Source organism: Specibacter sp. RAF43, assembly GCF_052114065.1.
Taxonomy (GTDB): domain Bacteria; phylum Actinomycetota; class Actinomycetes; order Actinomycetales; family Micrococcaceae; genus Specibacter.
On the sequence record NZ_JBFREA010000012.1, the window covers coordinates 90,301 to 106,109 of the forward strand.

A 15,809-nucleotide genomic window follows, 5' to 3' on the forward strand; every position below is an offset into this window, starting at 1 on the left:
ATTCCAGCCTACCTGCGACCTTTGCCGGGCACGGGCAGCGTCAGCTCCATGACGGTGCCGCCCGGGCCGGTGGCGGACACGGCGATCCGACCGCCGGCCGCGACGGCTATTTCCCGCACGAGCGCCAGTCCCAGCCCGTAGCTGCGCGGCCGGCCGGGGGCCGGCTCGGCGCTCCGGGCAAAACGGTCGAAGATGCGCTCCGCCTCGATGCCGGAGATGCCGGTCCCGGTGTCCGCCACGGTGATGACGGCCTCCCGGCCGCGGACCGCCGTGGTGAGGGTGATGGCGCCCCCGGCCGGCGTGTGGTTGACGGCGTTATCCACGAGCCCAAGCACGGCCCGGCGCAGGCTGTTGGGCGCCATCGCCACCCGTGGCGCCCCGGCATGGGCCACGGAGAGGGTGACGCCGTGGGAGCCGGCCAGGTCCGCCATGTCCGCGGCCACGGCGTCGACCACGGCGTTCACCTCCACCGGTTCGAGGCCGGCGGCATCCCGCGAACCGGTCGCGGCGAGCAGCAGTTCCTGCACCGTGGCGGTCAGGGCCGCCGTGTCCCGGCGGACCTGGGCCAGCACCCGCGCCGCGTCCGTGCCGGGCGCAACCTTTTGTTCGGCCACCTGGACCCGGGCGTCCAGGATGGTCAGCGGCGTGCGCAGCTCGTGGCTGGCGTCCTGGATGAAGCTGCGCTGCAGCGCCAGGGCACGTCCCAGGGGCCGGATCGCGTTGCGCGCGCTGAGCCAGCCGATGGCCCCGGCCGCCACGATGCCGGCCAGGCCGGCCACCGCCATGGCCTTGAGCATGTCGTTGGACTCGACATAGACGCGGGCGGAGGCGGCGTCGTCGGCCCGCACCTGCGGATGCCCGGAACGGTAGAGCATGTAGACGGCGGCGGCAATGATGACGGCAACCACCATCAGGGCGCAGGCCGCGGCGATGCGGACACCGACCTTCACCGCCGCCCGGCGCAGCTCGTCGCCGTCGGCCCCGGCGCTCACGAGGCGTCCCCGATCTGGTAGCCGACGCCGTGGACGGTCCGGATCACCGTCTTGGCGATCTTTCGCCGCAGGTAGTGGACGTAGGTGTCGATCACCCCGGGCCCGTCGGTGGGGTGGAAGAGCGCGGCAAGCAGTTCGGTGCGGCTAAAGACCCGCTCCGGCGCCCCGGCCAGCAGGGCCAGCAGCTCGGTCTCCTTGGCGGTGAGCCGCACCTGGTCGCCGTAGGCGGAGCGGAGGGAACGGCTGGCCGGGTGCAGCACCCAGTCGCCGATGTAAACGCTCGCCGGTGCCGGCTCGAAGCGGCGGGTGATGGCGCGCAGGCGGGCGCGCAGCTCGCCGGCGTCGAACGGCTTGCTCATGTAGTCGTTGGCGCCGGCGTCGAGCCCGGTGATCAACTCCGACGTCGCGCCCAGGGCGGTGAGGATCAGCGCCGGCGTCGAAATTCCCTGGCGGCGCAGCGCCCTGATGAGGTCGACGCCGTCCATCACCGGCAGCCCGCGGTCCACCACCAGCACATCCCAGTCGCCGGTCAGGCCCCGATGCAGGCCGCGCTGCCCGTCCGTGGCGATCTCGACGTCGTAGTCCCCGGCCAGCAGCTCGGCGATCAACGGCCCCAGGGCGGGATCGTCCTCCACCAGCAGCAGGGCCGGCAGCTTATCTGTGTCCATGCACCCCATTGTCCCGCGTGTCCGCCGCTGCCGAATGACGCGAGCGCAAAAACTCCACGCCCCAGGGAATCACGGAGACCAGGACCATGATGACGGCGATCGCGTCCACGTTGTTGGCGACGAAGCTGAAGTGTCCGAGCCAGGTGCCGAGCAGGATCACGGCGCCGGACCAGCCGACGGCGCCGGTGACGTTCCACAGGGTGAAGGTCCGCCGGTCGTAGCCGGCGATCCCGGCGGCCAGCGGCGCGAAGGTCCGCACGACGGGGACGAAGCGGGCCAGGATGATGGCCGCCCCGCCGCGCCGGGCGAAAAAGTCCTCGGTCCGGACCAGGTGGGCGGTCTTGAGGATCCGGGCGTCGTCCGTGAACCAGCGGCGGCCAAACCGCCGGCCCAGCAGGTACCCGACCTGGTCGCCGGCGACGGCGGCCAGGGCGACGACGCCGATCAGCACCGGCAGCGAGAGGTGCAGCTGCTGGTGCAGCAGCCCGGCGGTGAACAGCAGGGAGTCCCCGGGCAGGAAGGGGAACAGGACCCCGGACTCGATGAAGACCATGAGGGCGACGACGGCCAAGGTGGCGGGCCCGAGCCCCTGCAGGAGCGTGGACGGGTCAAAGAGCGGCGGCAGGACGGCGGCAAGAGTGTGCGCGTGCATGGCAACCTTAGTGTGTGGCGGACGTTGTGGCGGTCAGCGGACCGAAGCGGCCCAGCAAGGGGATGCGCGGCAGGAGCCGCCCCTGGTAGGTGTTCCACAGGCCGGCGAAGAGGATGACAAACGCCGTTGCCGCCAGGAACGACGCCGCCACGTCGCTGGGGTAGTGCACGCCGATGTAGAGGCGGGACCAGGCCACAACAATCGCCGCGGCGGGGCCGGCGACGGCCGCGGCCTTGGCCCAGCGGGTGTTGCGGGCCAGGAAATACACCGCCCAGGCCAGGGCGACGGTCAGGGCGACGTGCCCGCTCGGGAAGCTGTTGGAGCCGGTTTCCGGGGCCAGCGGGTCGAACAGGAGCGCGGGGTTGGGGCGCTGGCGCCCGACGATGAGCTTAAAGACCTGGCTGGAACCCCAGCCGGCAATGGCCACCCCGCAGAACGCGAGGGCGTTGACCGGTTCGCGCCGCACGAACAGCAAGACGGCGCCGATCAGCACCACGGCGGCCAGCCCGGCGGCGGGGGCGAAGAGTACGTTGATCGCCAGGGCGATCGCGGTGGGCACGGCGCTGTGGCTGTGGCTCAAGGCCGTATCGAGGCCGAACTCGTTGGTGCTGAAGCCGGGCGTGTCCATGGCGAAGAAGCCCAGGGCCACCACGGCGGCCGACAGGGCCAGGACCCACAGGATCCACCGGCGCGGCTGCGGCAGGCGGGCCAGCCGGGTACGTTCGCCGGGGCGGGCGCCGGGGCTGTGGCGAGTCTCGCCGTCGGGCCTGTGCATGGCATGGGTCAAGGGAATCTCCGGTCGGTGGGGGTGCTGCGCGGGCCGGGCGGCCCGCTCCCCACTATGCCGGAGGGGTTCTGAGAACTTCCTAAGATTCGCCCCGCATGGATGTGCCCGGCAGGGCTAACCGTTGGGGCGGCTGGGGATGTACTGCACCGCCCACTTGTTGCCGTCGGGGTCGGCAAAGTACACGAATTGGCCCCAGTCCTGGACGTCGATGTCGCTGACGTCCACGCCGTTGCCCTTGAGCTGGTCATGGGCGGCCTGGATGTCGCTGACCACCATCTGCAGGCTGGGGGCCGTGCCGGCCGGGGCGTCGTTGAGGCCCTCGCCGATGCAGATGGAACAGGCGGAGCCGGGCGGGGTCAGCTGGACAAAGCGGACGGAGTCGCTGGGCCGCTCGTCGTAGTCGGCGTTGAAGCCGACCTTGTTGACGTAGAAGTCCTTGGCCCGGTCGACGTCGGACACCGGGACAAATATGAGTTCAAGTTTCCAGTCCATGCGCCACACGCTAGCCCAGCGACCGGGAATGCGGTAGGGGCCGGCGCCAAATTGTCAGTGGCGCTCCCTAGTGTCGAACACGTATTCTATTAACAAGTCGATTTCTAGAGGTGTGTTCGATGCATGATGTTGACGAGCGTGTCCAGGTGACCACAACGGTGACGGGCCTGCCCCTGCACTTTCAATGGCGGGAGCGGAACTACAGAGCCACCCAACACCCGGTGCGTTTCTTTACCCGCCGCCCCTGGTGGACGGAACAGGACCGCGTGCACAAGGGAATCGGGGCCCAGGTCCTGGAGACCGAGGTGTGGCGGCTGACCGCGGTGGGCCGGGGCCGCTCCGCCGAGCGGGTGTACGAGCTCACCCGCGAGGCGGCCGATTGGCGGCTGGCCAGGATCCTGGGCTAGGACCCATGTTCACCCACCTGCATGTCGCCTCCGCCTTCTCCGCCCACTACGGGGTGGATTGGCCCGACACCCTGGCCGCCGCCGCCCGGGACGGGGGCTCCGACGCGCTGGCCATCACCGACCGCGACGGCCTGTACGGGGTCCCCAAACATATTGCCGCCTGCAAGAAGGCGGGAATCGACCCGATCCTGGGCGTGGACCTGGCCACCTTGAACCACGACGGCGAGGTGAGTGGCCGCGTCGTCGTCCTGGCCCACGGGCACAACGGCGGGGCGGGCTATGCCGCCCTGTGCCGGCTGGTCTCCGCCGCCCACACCCACAAGACCGTGGGGGTGACGCCGGAGGAGATCGCCGCACACCTGGTGGCCGAATCCGGGCCGCTCGGGACCGTGCTGCTGGGGCCGTTCTCGGACGTGGGCCTGCGGGTGGGGCTGCGCCGTGACGGCCTGCCGCTGCTGCGCGCGTGGCTGGCGGTGGTCCCGCGCGAGGTCCTGCGCGTGGAGGTGGTCTCCCACCTGTCGGAGCCCGGGCGGCCGCTGAGCCATACGCACGCCATTCGCATGCTGCGCCTGTCCACCCAGGCGGGGGTTTCCCCGGTGCTCAGCAACGCCGTTCGCTATGTGGCGCCCGACGGGGCCGTGACCGCCGATGTGCTGGACGCGGCCCGCGCCCTCTCCCGCCTGGACGAGACCGGGGTGCAGCCCACCGCCCAGGGCTGGCTCAAGCCGGTACCGGTGATGAAGGCCCTGGCCGCGGAGATCACCGCGCTGGGCCAAACCGGGGCCGCGGCGGGAAGAACCTTGCTGGAAGAGACCCGGCAGGTGGCGGACCGGTGCCGGATTGACCCGGTCGCCGACACCGGCTGGGGCGTGCCGGTCATGCCGGAAGCAAGCATTCTTGGCATCACCGGGGACCCGCTGGAGGCGCTCCGGGCCAGGGTCCTGGACGGCGTGGCCGCCCGCTATCCGGGAACGGCGGACCGGGACCCGGAGGTGGGAGATCGGCTGCGGCGGGAGATGGCCGTCATCGAGGAGCTGGGTTTTGCCCCGTACTTCCTCACCGTCGCCGAGGTGGCCCGACTCATCCGGGACCTGGGCATCCGCTCGGCCGCCCGCGGCTCCGGCGCCGGCTCGCTGGTCAACTATGCCCTGGGCATCTCCCAGGTGGACCCCATCCAGCACGATCTATTGTTCGAGCGGTTCCTAAGCACCGAGCGCCAGAGCCTGCCGGACATCGACATCGACGTGGAGTCGGCCAGGCGGCACGATGTCTACCACCGCATCTTCGAGCGCTTCGGGGCCGACCGCGTCACGCTCATGTCCATGCAGTCCGGCTACCGGGCCCGCGGCGCCGCCCGGGACGCCGGGCTGGCCCTGGGCATGGCGCCGGAGGACATCGACGGCATCGCCAAGGGCCTGTGGCGGTTTTCCGCCGGCGCGTTTCGTGAGGCCCTGGCGGACAAGCCCGAGCTGCGCGACCTCGCGGAGCGGGTCGAAGGCAACCGCCAGCTGGACCTGTTGGTCGATATCACCGAGCGCCTGGACCGGCTCCCCCGGCACATCTCCATGCACCCCTGCGGCGTCATTCTCAGCTCCGCGTCCCTGCTGGAGCGCACCCCGGTGCAGCCCTCGGGCATGGGATTGCCCATGAGCCAGTTCGACAAACACGACATGGATCCGATGGGCCTGATCAAGCTCGACGTCCTGGGCGTGCGCATGCAGTCCGCGATGGCCTACGCCGTCGCCGAGGTCCGGCGCACCACCGGGGAGGACATTGACCTGGACGCCGTGCCGCTGGATGACGAACCCACCTTTGAGCTCATCCGCTCCACCCACACGCTGGGATGTTTCCAGATCGAGTCGCCGGGGCAGCGGGAATTGGTCGGTAAGCTCCAGCCGGCCGTCTTTGACGACCTGATCACCGACATCTCCTTGTTCCGGCCCGGCCCCATGCAGGCCGAAATGGTCAAGCCCTTCCTGAACCGGCGCGGCGGCTGGGAAACCGTCGAGCAGCTGCACCCCGAGCTGGAGCCCGTGCTGCGCGGCACCTACGGGATCGTGATCTTCCACGAGCAGCTGATGCGGATCCTGGATGTCTTCACCGGCTGCGGGCTGGCCTACGCGGACGTGCTGCGACGCTTCCTGAGCGACGATGGCCAGCTGCCGGTGGTGGAGCAGTACTTTCGGGAGAAATCCACCGCCCGCAACTACTCTGCGGAGGCGATCGAGAAGGTGTGGGCCGTCATCAAGGGCTTCGGGAGCTTTGGCTTCTGCCGGGCCCACGGGGCCGCATTTGCCGTGCCCACCTACCAGTCCGCCTGGCTGAAAGCCCACCACCCGGTGCAGTTTTTGGCCGGGCTGTGGACCCACGACCCCGGCATGTATCCCAAACGGCTGCTGGTGGCCGAGGCCCGCCGGTTGGGCATCCCGATCCTCCCCCTGGACGTCAATGCCTCCGGGGATGAATACGTCGTGGAACCGGCCGGGGACGGCCGGCTGGGCATCCGCATGTCCCTGGCCGATGTGAAGGGCATCCAGTCCCGGGAGGTGGAGCGCATCCTCAGCCAGCGCCCCTTCGATTCCCTGATCGACCTCAAGCAGCGTGCCCGGCTGCGGATCTCCACCCTTGAAAGCCTGGCGCTGGTGGGGGCGCTGGACTCGCTATACACCGGGGGCAGCCGGCGCAGCCGGCGCGACCTCGCCGCCTGGAACCAGGCCACCCACCGGGCCAGGCGCCACCACGTCCTTCCCGGCCAGCTGGCGCTGCCCTTGCCGGCCATCGACGCCGCCGCCATTCCCGCCGTCGAACCGGAGATGAGCGCCATTGACGTCACCCGGGCCGAGCTGGACATCTTGTCCCTGGACGTCACCCACCACCTGATGGACTCGCACCGGCCCGTTCTTGACCGGCTGGGTGTCACCTTGGCCAAGGACCTGCTCGGCCTGCGCAACGGCACCTTTGTGCGCGTGGCCGGGGTCCGGGTTGCCACCCAGACCCCGCCGATGCGCGGCGGGAAAAGGGTCGTGTTCATCAGCATCGACGACGGCACCGGCTGCGTGGACGCCACGTTCTTCGCCGACGCCCAGGAAACCGTGGCCCCGCCCATCCTTTTTAATACACGACTGCTCTTGATTGAAGGGACCACCCGCCGCACCGGGCCGCGCGGCATGTCCCTGCAGGCCTCCCACGCCACCGACCTGGGCACCCTCACGGCCGATTGACCCCTGCGGGCCCGCTACGCGGACGGCACCGGGATTGCTTCCTCGGGCTGTATCTGGTAGATATATCTACCAGATACAACTACCAGCTGGCACGGGGGGAATTGAATGGCGCGCGCGGACCAAACACAGACGGCGGTGCTGGGCGCCCTGAGCGTCATGCCGATGACCGGGTATGCCCTGCGGGAGGAAATCCGCACCACGCTGGGGCATTTCTGGAGCGAGAGCTTCGGGCAGATCTACCCGGCGCTCGCCGCGCTTGAGCGGCAGGGGCTGGTGGAGCGCGGCGGCGCCGCCGACACCCGCTCCTCGACGTTCGTGATCACCCCCGCCGGCACGGCCCGGCTCCGCAAACGGCTCGCCGAGCCGGCCCAGCCCGCCCGACCACGCAACGGGATGATGCTTCGCCTCTTCTTCGGCCGCCAACTCGGACCGGAGGCCTGCCGGGAGCTCGTGGAACAGGCCCGCATCCAGGCGCAGGACCAGCTGGCTCACTTGGCGGCCGTGCGCCGCGAGCTCCACGATGACCACGATCATCAAAAGGACAGCCCCTACTGGCTGCTCACGATCTCCGCCGGCGAACATGGCGCCCGCGCCACCATCGCCTGGGCCGAGGAGGCCCTGGGCGCCCTGTCCGCCGCTTCCGAAGCGTCTCACCCATGAACGCGGCCGCCGCCGCATGCGTCATACTCGCGGCCCTGGCGATCTTCCAGGCGCTGCTGATCGCCAAGGCTCCCCTCGGGCGGTTTGCCTGGGGCGGAGCGCACCGGATCCTGCCGCCGCGGCTGCGCATTGGCAGTGCCGTCTCGATCGTGCTGTACGGCGTCTTCGCCACGATCCTGCTGGCGCGGGCCGGGGCCAGCTCCCCGATCCCGGAGTCTTGGGCATATGCCGGCACCTGGGTGTTGGCCGCCTATTTCCTGGTGGGCATCCTGATGAATGCGATCTCCCGCAGCCGGCCCGAGCGGTATGCCATGACGCCCGTGGCACTTGTCCTCGCCGGGCTGAGCTTGATCGTCGCACTGTCCTGAGGAAGCGCTCCGCCCCGGGTGCCGGTGAGCCCGTCGCGGGCCGCATGCCACTGCCGCATCGAGTAGCTCCGGGTCGAAACACTGATGGACAATCCGCCATTGTCCAGTGCCGGCTGTGGATCGCCCGCCAGCTCGCGTAACCGGCGTCCGCGCCACGCCAAAGGGCGAGTTGGCTGCGGCGGCCAGCATCACCGGGAGCCAGCGGCGAACGTGGTTGAGGGCCACACACCGGCTGCCCGGTTGGGGATGCCGACGTGGACGTGCAGTCCATTAATGTGATGTTCGGCGGTGAGCCCGCGAACATTCGCCGCCACTTCGCCGTAACGGGCGCCTTTGCTCAGGGTCGCGGAGCGCGGTACCTGCGGGACCTGCAGGGACAGACCGGGCACGTTCGAAGTGTTCTTGGAAACCATCGACAACTCCTCCTCAAATCCCGGCCGCCGGATTTCGACCGCCGCACGACGCAAGCTGGGGCAATCTAAAAATCTTTGGCCAGGGCCCTTGCGTGGATGGACAGTGCAGCGATTATGATGCTGGATGAACAGTAGTCGCCGGTCAGGCGGCCCGCACGATCCGGGAGTCTAATCGGGGAATCTACTGTTCTTCGGAGGCCCCAAGCAGCGGGGCCAAGCACCGCGGTCACGGATCGCGGCACACTTGAAGGCCTGGTGGGCACTGGCTGGTTCACGACCGGCAGCCATGGCCCCGACGGCACAGTCGAACTGCAGCGGAGGTATCACGATGGACACTCCAAATCTCCCGGAAGTACCCTCTTCACCAGCGAAAACTGCCCACTTGGAAGCACAGGAAGTCGGAAACACAAGCCTCGAGGCGGGGCAGCATGTGGCGTCCGTGGCGAAGGACGAGGTCCGCAACGTCGCCCAGGAAGCCGGCGCGCAGGCCCAGGACCTCATCGCGGAATTCACCGACAGCGTCAGGGTCCAGGCAGGCGCCCAGCAGCAACGGGTGGCTGATGGCCTGCGGTCCATTGGCGGCGAGCTCAAGACCATGGCGGAGTCGAATTCGGAGACGTCCGGCACGGCCACTCGCTGGGTGCGCGAGGCCGCACGGAAGGCGGAGGACGCCGCCGGCTGGCTCGACCAGCGGGAACCCGGTTCCCTCCTCGAGGAGGTGAAGCGCTTTGGCCGGCGTCGACCCGGCGCTTTCCTCGGAATTGCCGTGGGGGCGGGCCTGCTGGCCGGCCGGCTGACCAGGGGGCTTGGCGAAGCAGCGGCGGAGGGCGCACCAACCAAGGCACGCCCAGATTCGACGGTGCCTCGCAAGGTCCCCCCGACGCCTGACTACCTGCTGACGTCCGACGTCGGCGCGGACATCCCCATGACGGAGGATGCATCGCCGCTCGCCGGGGACGGGACAGGTGATATCTACCCGATGTCGGACGTCCCCGTTGGCCTTGAGCCGCCGCCCGGGTTCCCGCCCGAGACAGGCAGCGGCACATCGGGAGCCGGGGGGCGGCTGCCATGACGGTATCAGGACAGCGTCCGGACGAGGCCCTGCCCCCACGGACGCGGGCGACCACCCGTGCCGAGGCTGGCGGGATGGTCGGGGAAGGCCCCCTGGCCGATGCCTGGGTCAGGGAGACGCCGGAAGAAAAGGCGGCCGACACCTCACTGGGTGACTTGCTCGCAGAGGTCAGCCAGGACATTTCCACGCTGATGCGCCAGGAGATGGAGCTGGCCAAGGCCGAGTTGCGGCAGTCCGCGACCCGTGCGGGCAAGGCGGCGGGCATGTTCGCCGGTGCCGGTGAGGCCGCACGCTTCACCTTGCTCTTCCTCTCGATTGCCCTCTGGGCAGGGTTGGCGTACTTGGTGGGCCAGGGATGGTCGGCAGTCATTGTCGCCGTCGTCTGGGCCGCCGTTGGCGCCATTCTCTACTTCCTCGGCAAGAACGAATTGTCGTCGCTTCGCGGCCTGACAAAAACGGCCGAAACAGTTCAAGAGATCCCCGGGGCTCTCAAGCCCGGAAAGGACACGCCATGAGCCAGTCACCAGAAGAGATTCAGTACCAGATCGACGCCACGCGCGGACGGTTGAGCAGCGACGTCGACGCCCTCGCCGACAAGGTGAGTCCCACGAGCATCGCTCACCGCCAAACGGAGAAGATCCGCGGCTCCGTGGGGCGGGTCCGCGAGCGGGTGATGGGGGTCGCGGATGACGCTGGGGACACTATCCAAGACACCACCCGCGAAGCCGGGGAGGCTGTCCGGGACCTGCCCCACACCGTGGCACGACGGACCCAGGGAAATCCGTTGGCAGCGGGCCTGATCGCCTTCGGGACCGGTTGGCTGTTGTCCACCTTGATTCCCGCCAGCGAAACGGRGAAGCGGGCAGCGGAGCGGGTCAAGGAAGAAGCGCAGCCGTTGATGCAGGACGCGGGCGAGATGGTCAAGACTATTGCCGAGGACATGAAGCAGCCCGCTCAGGACGCCGTCGAACAAATGAAAGACACGGCGCAGGGTTCGGTGGAAAACGTCAAGGCAGAGGGCGTCGCCGCCGCAGAAGATGTCAAGGATAGGGCGCAATCCGGGCAGGAGCGCGTCCAGCGCAGCGCCGGGGAATACGACGTAGACATCTGAATGGGACAGCTTCGGACCGGGAAAGGATGCAATCATGCAGTTCGACAAAGCGCAAATCATTAACTACCTGAATAACCGAGGTGACCCCGAGAAGGCCATCCAGGCGGAGTCGGAGCTTCCGGTGATCGTCGATACGGACGTCGACGCCGAGCTGCTCGCCCGACTGGACGTGCAACCGGAGGACTTGACCGGCGGCCATCCGCCCGGACCGGCCGGCATGGGCACACCGGAGGAGGGCCTGGGAATCTAGCCCTGCCGGATGCGGCGGAAGACGTTCCGCCGCATCCGGGACCTCGCTGCCACCCCGCTACATGCCCCCTCAGTCCGGCTAGAAACGGAGGCTCCAAGTCACGCACCCTGGGGCCTGGCCGTTTCAGGCCAGGTCGGAAACTCCCGTATATGTGGCGTAGGTGGCGGGTCCAGCAGATTCGTAGACCAAGATGGCCAGTCCGGCCGGGGTGGTTGCGCTGCTGACGAGGCGAAGTCCCGCCTGGGCGCCCCCATCGGGTAAGAGCCGACGTCCGCGCCCGACGATGACGGGGGCCACCACGAGTCGAATTTCGTCGACGAGACCGGATTCAAGCAATGACTCCGCGAGCCGCGCGCTTCCATGGATCTGAAGCTCACGGCCGGGCCGCTGCTTCAGTTCCACGATCTGCGACGCGATGTCGCCGGAGAGGATCGTGGTCGGATTCCAGCTGCCGGTGGTGAGCGTATTCGAAGCCACGTATTTCGGCAGGCCGTTCATGAGCGCCGTGAAGGGATCGTCGGGGTCGGTGATCTGGGGCCAGTCCCTGGCAAAGGCCTCGTAGGTGCGCCGACCCAGGAGCAGGGCATCGGCCTGGTGCAGCCATTCCACTGCCTGGCGGATGAACACTTCGTCGAGGTGGGGAACGAACCAGCCGCCCCGGGTAAATCCGCCGCTGGTGTCCTCCTCGGGCGAACCCGGTCCTTGGGAAACGCCGTCCAGGCTCACAAACTCAGTGACTGTCAGTTTCACGTGGTCCTCCTCGCGGCCAGCGGGCGAAGTGCGCGCTCCAACAGCTCCGGCGGGCCGCTACCGTTGAGTGCTGCGCCATCCAGCCAAGCTATCCGATGTCGTCCCCGGGCTCAAGGACGGAAACACGAAGACCTCCAGGCTGCGGGAGACCGCAGCCTGGAGGGCTTCCATAGGGGGCGACGCGGACATCGGGTCAAAAGTGGCTAGGGCCGGCCACTTACAGATTCTGGTGGAATGTCCTGCCATTGACTCTTGCGGAGGCGCCCGTCCGGTCGAGGTAGGGCGTGATGCCGCCCAGGTGCAGGGGCCAGCCGGCCCCGGTGATCATGCACAGGTCCACGTCTTCGGCAGCGGCCACGAGACCTTCATCGAGCAAGAGCCCGATCTCCTCGGCCAACGCGAGGTGAACGCGTTCCAGAAGCTCCTCGGACGTGGCAGGTGAGGTGCCAAACTCCAGTGCGTCCAGAGTGGACTGCGGCACGGAGCGGACGCCGTCGTCGTCCGTGGCCCAGATCCCCTTGATTCCCCGCTCGATCAGTGTTTGCTGGTTCGCGGAGACCGGGAACCGCTCACCGAAGGCGGCATGCAGGGACTCGGCGACATGCTGGGCCACCGGGAGGCCGACCATCGCCAGGAGCTCGAACACGGTCATGGGCAGGCCCATGGGTTTGACCGCGTTGTCCGCAACGTCCGCGGGAGTGCCTTCGTCGAAGGCCCGGATGACCTCACCCATCAGCCGCAGCAGGATGCGGTTGACCACAAAGGCAGTGGCGTCCCGTGTCAGTACCGTGGTCTTCTTCAGGGCCTTGCCCACGACAAACGCCGTGGCCAGGGCTGCATCGCTGGTCATGGGGGTCGGGACGATTTCCAGCAGCGGCATCACGGCCACGGGGTTGAAGAAGTGGAACCCGATCACCCGTTCGGGATGCTGCAGGTCCGCAGCCATGTCCGTGACGGACAGCGAAGAAGTGTTGGTCGCGAGGATGCACCGACTCGGGACCACCGCTTCGAGCTCGGCGAGGACCTGTTTCTTGACGGCAAGTTCCTCGAAAACGGCCTCGATGACAAAGTCCGCGTCGGCGAAGACATCCTTCGTGACCGACCCGGTGACCAGCGCCTTGATGCGCCCGGTCTCTTCCGCGGAAATCTGTTTCCGCCCGAGGAGCTTGTCCGCTTCGGCATGGACGTAGCCCACGCCTTTGTCCACCCGGGCCTGGTCGATGTCGGTCATGGCCACCGGTATGTGGAGTTGCCGGGCGAAGAGCAGCGCCAGCTGGCCGGCCATCAGGCCCGCTCCGACGACGCCGATCTTCCGGACTGGCTGTGCGAGGGCCGGATCCGGCGCGCCGGAGGGATTCTTGGCGCGGCGCTGGAGCAGGTCCAGGAGTGCGTACACCGAGGCCTTGAACTCCGGCGTCAGGACCAGTTCGGTGATCGCTTCGACCTCCAGTTCCGCGGATTCGGCTTGGCTGAGGGTCCGGCCGCGTTCCAGCAGCTCCAGCACGCGGGACGGTGCGGGGGTGCCGGTAGCGTTCCTCGCCGCAAGAAAGGCGTGCCCAGCGGCGAGGGCAGCGTCCCATTCGGTGTCGGCGCCGCGGGCTTTTTCCCTCCGCCGGTCCGTCATCGCCTCGACAATCTGGCGGTCGTTGGCGAGGATCGAGCCCGCCCAGGCGAGGGAATCCGCCAGGAAGTTGGCGGATTCATAAATGGCGTCGGCAATCCCCACCTCATGTGCCGCCGTTCCGGTGAGGGTCCTGTTGCCGCTCAGGGCGTTTTCCACCATCACCTTGACGGCGTTGCGCGGGCCGATCAGTCGCGGCAGCCGGTAAACGCCGCCCCATCCGGGCACCAGGCCCAGATAGGCCTCGGGCAGGGCGATCCCCTTGGCTCCGCTGGAGATGGTGCGGTAGTCGGCGGCGAGGGCTATTTCCAGACCCCCGCCGATGGCTGCGCCGTTGATGAAGGCGAAGGTGGGTACGGTCATGGCCGCGAGTAAGCCGAAGACCTCGTGGCCGAGGACGGCCAGCTCCCGTGCCGCGCCCGCATCCGTGAGGTCCCGCATGGCCGTCAGGTCCGCGCCGACCACAAAGCTTCTGCCCTGCCCCGTGATACCGACACCGACAAATTCACCGGCCGCAGTACGGTCCCTAACGTCGCGAAGGAGTGTGCCGAGTTCGTTCAGTGATTCGGGGCTGAAGATGGCCGGCTTGCGGTCACGGCCGCCCGTGAGCGTGATCAGGGCGAACGTGCCCAATCCCGGCAATTCTATTTCTTCAAGGGATGAATATGTGGTGCTGACGGGGTAGGCCGAAGCACTGGAAGCTGCCGTAGTCACTGGGCCGCCTTGAGGATCAGGGCATCGCCCTGTCCGCCGCCGCCGCAGAGGGCCACGACGCCCGTCCCGCCGCCCGCACGCTGGAGCGCCAGTGCCTGGTGCAGGACGAGCCGGGCGCCGGACGCGCCAACCGGATGTCCCAGGGCGATGGCACCGCCGTCGGCGTTGACCCGGTCCGCGTCGATGCCCAGGTCCTGGGCGGACTGGATCACCACGGAGGCGAAGGCCTCATTGATTTCGATCAGGTCCAGATCATCCATGCCCAAACCCTCGCGTTTAAGGGCCGCCTCGATGGCCCGGGACGGCTGGGAATGCAGGGAGCCGTCGGGCCCGGCGGTCTGGCCGTGCGCCCCGATCTCAGCGATCCAGCTCAGCCCGGCAGCTTCGGCCGCGGCCTTGCTGGCGATCACGAGAGCTGCCGCACCGTCCGAGAGCGGCGAGGCCGAACCGGCGGTGATGGTGGCGTCCTCCGCCGTCGAGAACGCGGGCCTGAGTCCTGACAGTGACTCCGCCGTCGTATCGGCACGGATGCCCTCGTCAACGCTGACCGTCAATGCCGCGCCCCTGCGCTGGGGGATGATCAGGGGCACGATTTCCGCCTCAAAGATGCCGGCGGCACGCGCTGCCTCGGCACGCTGGTGGGATCGGGCGGCGACGTGGTCCTGCTCCTGCCGGCTGATACCGCGGATGGCGTTCCCGGCGTCAGTGGCGGCGCCCATGAGGTCTCCGCTGAACGGATCCTGCAGACCGTCGTGGTTCAGGGAGTCGACCAGGGGGGTGTCCCCCATGACGACGCCGGCACGCAAGCCCTCGACCAGGTGCGGGGCATTGGTCATGGATTCCTGGCCGGCCGCAATCACAAAGTCAGCCTCACCCGCGCGGATCATCCGGGCGGCATCGATGACGGCAGTCAGGCCGGAGAGGCACAACTTATTCACCGTGACGGTCGGCACGTCCCAGCCGATGCCCGCGCCCAGGCTGGACTGCCGGGCCGGGCCCTGTCCCGCGCCGGCCTGATAGACCTGCCCCACAATCACGGCCTCGATCTGTTCGGCGGCCACCCCTGCCCGTTCGAGCGCCGCGCGGATGGCATGGGAACCGAGGTCGCTGGCGGACAACGGGGTGAGGCCACCACGGAAGCGTCCAAACGGGGTGCGTGCCCCACCAAGAATGACGGGTGTTCTGCTATCTGTATTCATGGGTTGCCTTTCGGGAAATCTATGGAATATAAGGAGATAAAACAGGCCCGGGGACCATCGGGTGCCCCACGGCGGCTATGTCGATGCCGCGGATTGCCCCGCAGCGAACCATGCGACGCTGACGGCTAATCGTCGCGCCGGTCCGTCGTTTGTTGACATCTAGTTCCGTGGGATCTTCGGCAGCTGTCTGGGGTGTTGCTCCAACAGCTCGTGCCTGTGGTGGAGCAGGAACTCGTGCCTGTGGTGAAGGCCCACCCAGGGTGAGGCGGCTAGTTCGTCGATATTGAGCATTTGTCGGGGAGGCGGCACCTTTTCCGGGCAGGGATTCCCGACTGCCGCACCAGATTGCGACGGTTCTTCAGCGGCACTATTTGGAGGGACTCGGGGCAGGGGCATGGTGCACACTCGTCTTTCTTCAGATGTCAGGCTGCT

General features: G+C 68.2%; 17 protein-coding genes. 8 read left to right on the plus strand and 9 right to left on the minus strand.

Annotated features, from left to right (window positions below):
• Positions 1-8: 8 nt before the first annotated feature.
• The 5 genes from AB4Y80_RS08570 to AB4Y80_RS08590 all read right to left on the minus strand — a co-directional run bounded on the left by AB4Y80_RS08570 (position 9) and on the right by AB4Y80_RS08590 (position 3,591).
• A complete protein-coding gene (locus AB4Y80_RS08570) occupies positions 9-992 on the minus strand; it encodes a sensor histidine kinase (RefSeq protein ID WP_442213628.1) in 984 nt (327 codons plus the stop codon).
• Entirely contained in the window at positions 989-1,660 is a 672-nt protein-coding gene (locus tag AB4Y80_RS08575) for a response regulator transcription factor (RefSeq protein WP_442213630.1), read from the minus strand. The genes AB4Y80_RS08570 and AB4Y80_RS08575 overlap by 4 nt, the downstream gene beginning before the upstream one ends.
• Positions 1,647-2,312, minus strand: coding sequence for a DedA family protein (locus tag AB4Y80_RS08580; protein WP_442213631.1), 666 nt, complete (start codon positions 2,310-2,312; stop codon positions 1,647-1,649). The genes AB4Y80_RS08575 and AB4Y80_RS08580 overlap by 14 nt, the downstream gene beginning before the upstream one ends.
• A 7-nt stretch (positions 2,313-2,319) precedes the next feature.
• Positions 2,320-3,087 carry a phosphatase PAP2 family protein gene (locus AB4Y80_RS08585; protein WP_442213632.1) on the minus strand — a complete coding sequence of 256 codons (768 nt, stop codon included), beginning with the start codon at positions 3,085-3,087 and terminating at the stop codon, positions 2,320-2,322.
• 126 nt (positions 3,088-3,213) lie between these two features.
• Positions 3,214-3,591, minus strand: a complete 378-nt coding sequence (locus tag AB4Y80_RS08590; RefSeq protein WP_442213633.1) for a VOC family protein — start codon at positions 3,589-3,591, stop codon at positions 3,214-3,216.
• A gap of 119 nt (positions 3,592-3,710) precedes the next feature.
• Between AB4Y80_RS08590 and AB4Y80_RS08595 the strand changes: the two genes are divergently transcribed.
• From AB4Y80_RS08595 to AB4Y80_RS08610, 4 genes are all read left to right on the plus strand, one after another.
• Positions 3,711-3,998, plus strand: coding sequence for a DUF6504 family protein (locus tag AB4Y80_RS08595; RefSeq protein ID WP_442213634.1), 288 nt, complete (start codon positions 3,711-3,713; stop codon positions 3,996-3,998).
• Positions 3,999-4,003: 5 nt separating this feature from the next.
• A complete protein-coding gene (locus AB4Y80_RS08600; RefSeq protein WP_442213636.1) occupies positions 4,004-7,219 on the plus strand; it encodes a DNA polymerase III subunit alpha in 3,216 nt (1,071 codons plus the stop codon).
• Positions 7,220-7,324: 105 nt separating this feature from the next.
• The gene (locus tag AB4Y80_RS08605; protein ID WP_442213637.1) at positions 7,325-7,879 is read left to right on the plus strand and encodes a PadR family transcriptional regulator; all 555 of its coding nucleotides are present in this window, start codon (positions 7,325-7,327) and stop codon (positions 7,877-7,879) included.
• Positions 7,876-8,247 carry a hypothetical protein gene (locus tag AB4Y80_RS08610; RefSeq protein ID WP_442213638.1) on the plus strand — a complete coding sequence of 124 codons (372 nt, stop codon included), beginning with the start codon at positions 7,876-7,878 and terminating at the stop codon, positions 8,245-8,247. Before AB4Y80_RS08605 ends, AB4Y80_RS08610 begins: the two co-directional genes overlap by 4 nt.
• Positions 8,248-8,435: 188 nt before the next feature.
• Here AB4Y80_RS08610 and AB4Y80_RS08615 read toward each other — a convergent pair whose 3' ends face one another.
• Positions 8,436-8,660, minus strand: a complete 225-nt coding sequence (locus AB4Y80_RS08615; RefSeq protein WP_442213639.1) for a hypothetical protein — start codon at positions 8,658-8,660, stop codon at positions 8,436-8,438.
• Positions 8,661-9,042: 382 nt separating this feature from the next.
• On the opposite strand from AB4Y80_RS08615, the gene AB4Y80_RS08620 reads away from it, so the two are divergent.
• The 4 genes from AB4Y80_RS08620 (at position 9,043) to AB4Y80_RS08635 (ending at position 11,093) form a co-directional block, all read left to right on the plus strand.
• Entirely contained in the window at positions 9,043-9,732 is a 690-nt protein-coding gene (locus AB4Y80_RS08620; RefSeq protein ID WP_442213640.1) for a hypothetical protein, read from the plus strand.
• A gap of 74 nt (positions 9,733-9,806) precedes the next feature.
• Positions 9,807-10,247: a phage holin family protein gene (locus AB4Y80_RS08625; RefSeq protein WP_442213691.1), complete on the plus strand. Its 441-nt coding sequence runs from the start codon at positions 9,807-9,809 to the stop codon at positions 10,245-10,247.
• Positions 10,244-10,843 carry a DUF3618 domain-containing protein gene (locus tag AB4Y80_RS08630; RefSeq protein WP_442213641.1) on the plus strand — a complete coding sequence of 200 codons (600 nt, stop codon included), beginning with the start codon at positions 10,244-10,246 and terminating at the stop codon, positions 10,841-10,843. The genes AB4Y80_RS08625 and AB4Y80_RS08630 overlap by 4 nt, the downstream gene beginning before the upstream one ends.
• 34 nt (positions 10,844-10,877) lie before the next feature.
• Positions 10,878-11,093: a hypothetical protein gene (locus AB4Y80_RS08635; protein ID WP_442213642.1), complete on the plus strand. Its 216-nt coding sequence runs from the start codon at positions 10,878-10,880 to the stop codon at positions 11,091-11,093.
• Between the two features lie 123 nt (positions 11,094-11,216).
• On the opposite strand, the gene AB4Y80_RS08640 is transcribed toward AB4Y80_RS08635, so the two are convergent.
• The 3 genes from AB4Y80_RS08640 to AB4Y80_RS08650 form a co-directional block, all read right to left on the minus strand.
• Positions 11,217-11,843 (minus strand): dihydrofolate reductase family protein, encoded by a 627-nt coding sequence (locus AB4Y80_RS08640; RefSeq protein WP_442213643.1) that lies wholly within the window; start codon positions 11,841-11,843, stop codon positions 11,217-11,219.
• A 217-nt stretch (positions 11,844-12,060) separates the two neighbouring features.
• Complete coding sequence (locus AB4Y80_RS08645; protein ID WP_442213644.1) at positions 12,061-14,178, minus strand: 3-hydroxyacyl-CoA dehydrogenase NAD-binding domain-containing protein; 2,118 nt, start codon at positions 14,176-14,178, stop codon at positions 12,061-12,063.
• Complete coding sequence (locus AB4Y80_RS08650) at positions 14,175-15,377, minus strand: acetyl-CoA C-acetyltransferase (RefSeq protein WP_442213645.1); 1,203 nt, start codon at positions 15,375-15,377, stop codon at positions 14,175-14,177. Before AB4Y80_RS08650 ends, AB4Y80_RS08645 begins: the two co-directional genes overlap by 4 nt.
• Positions 15,378-15,809 lie beyond the last annotated feature (432 nt).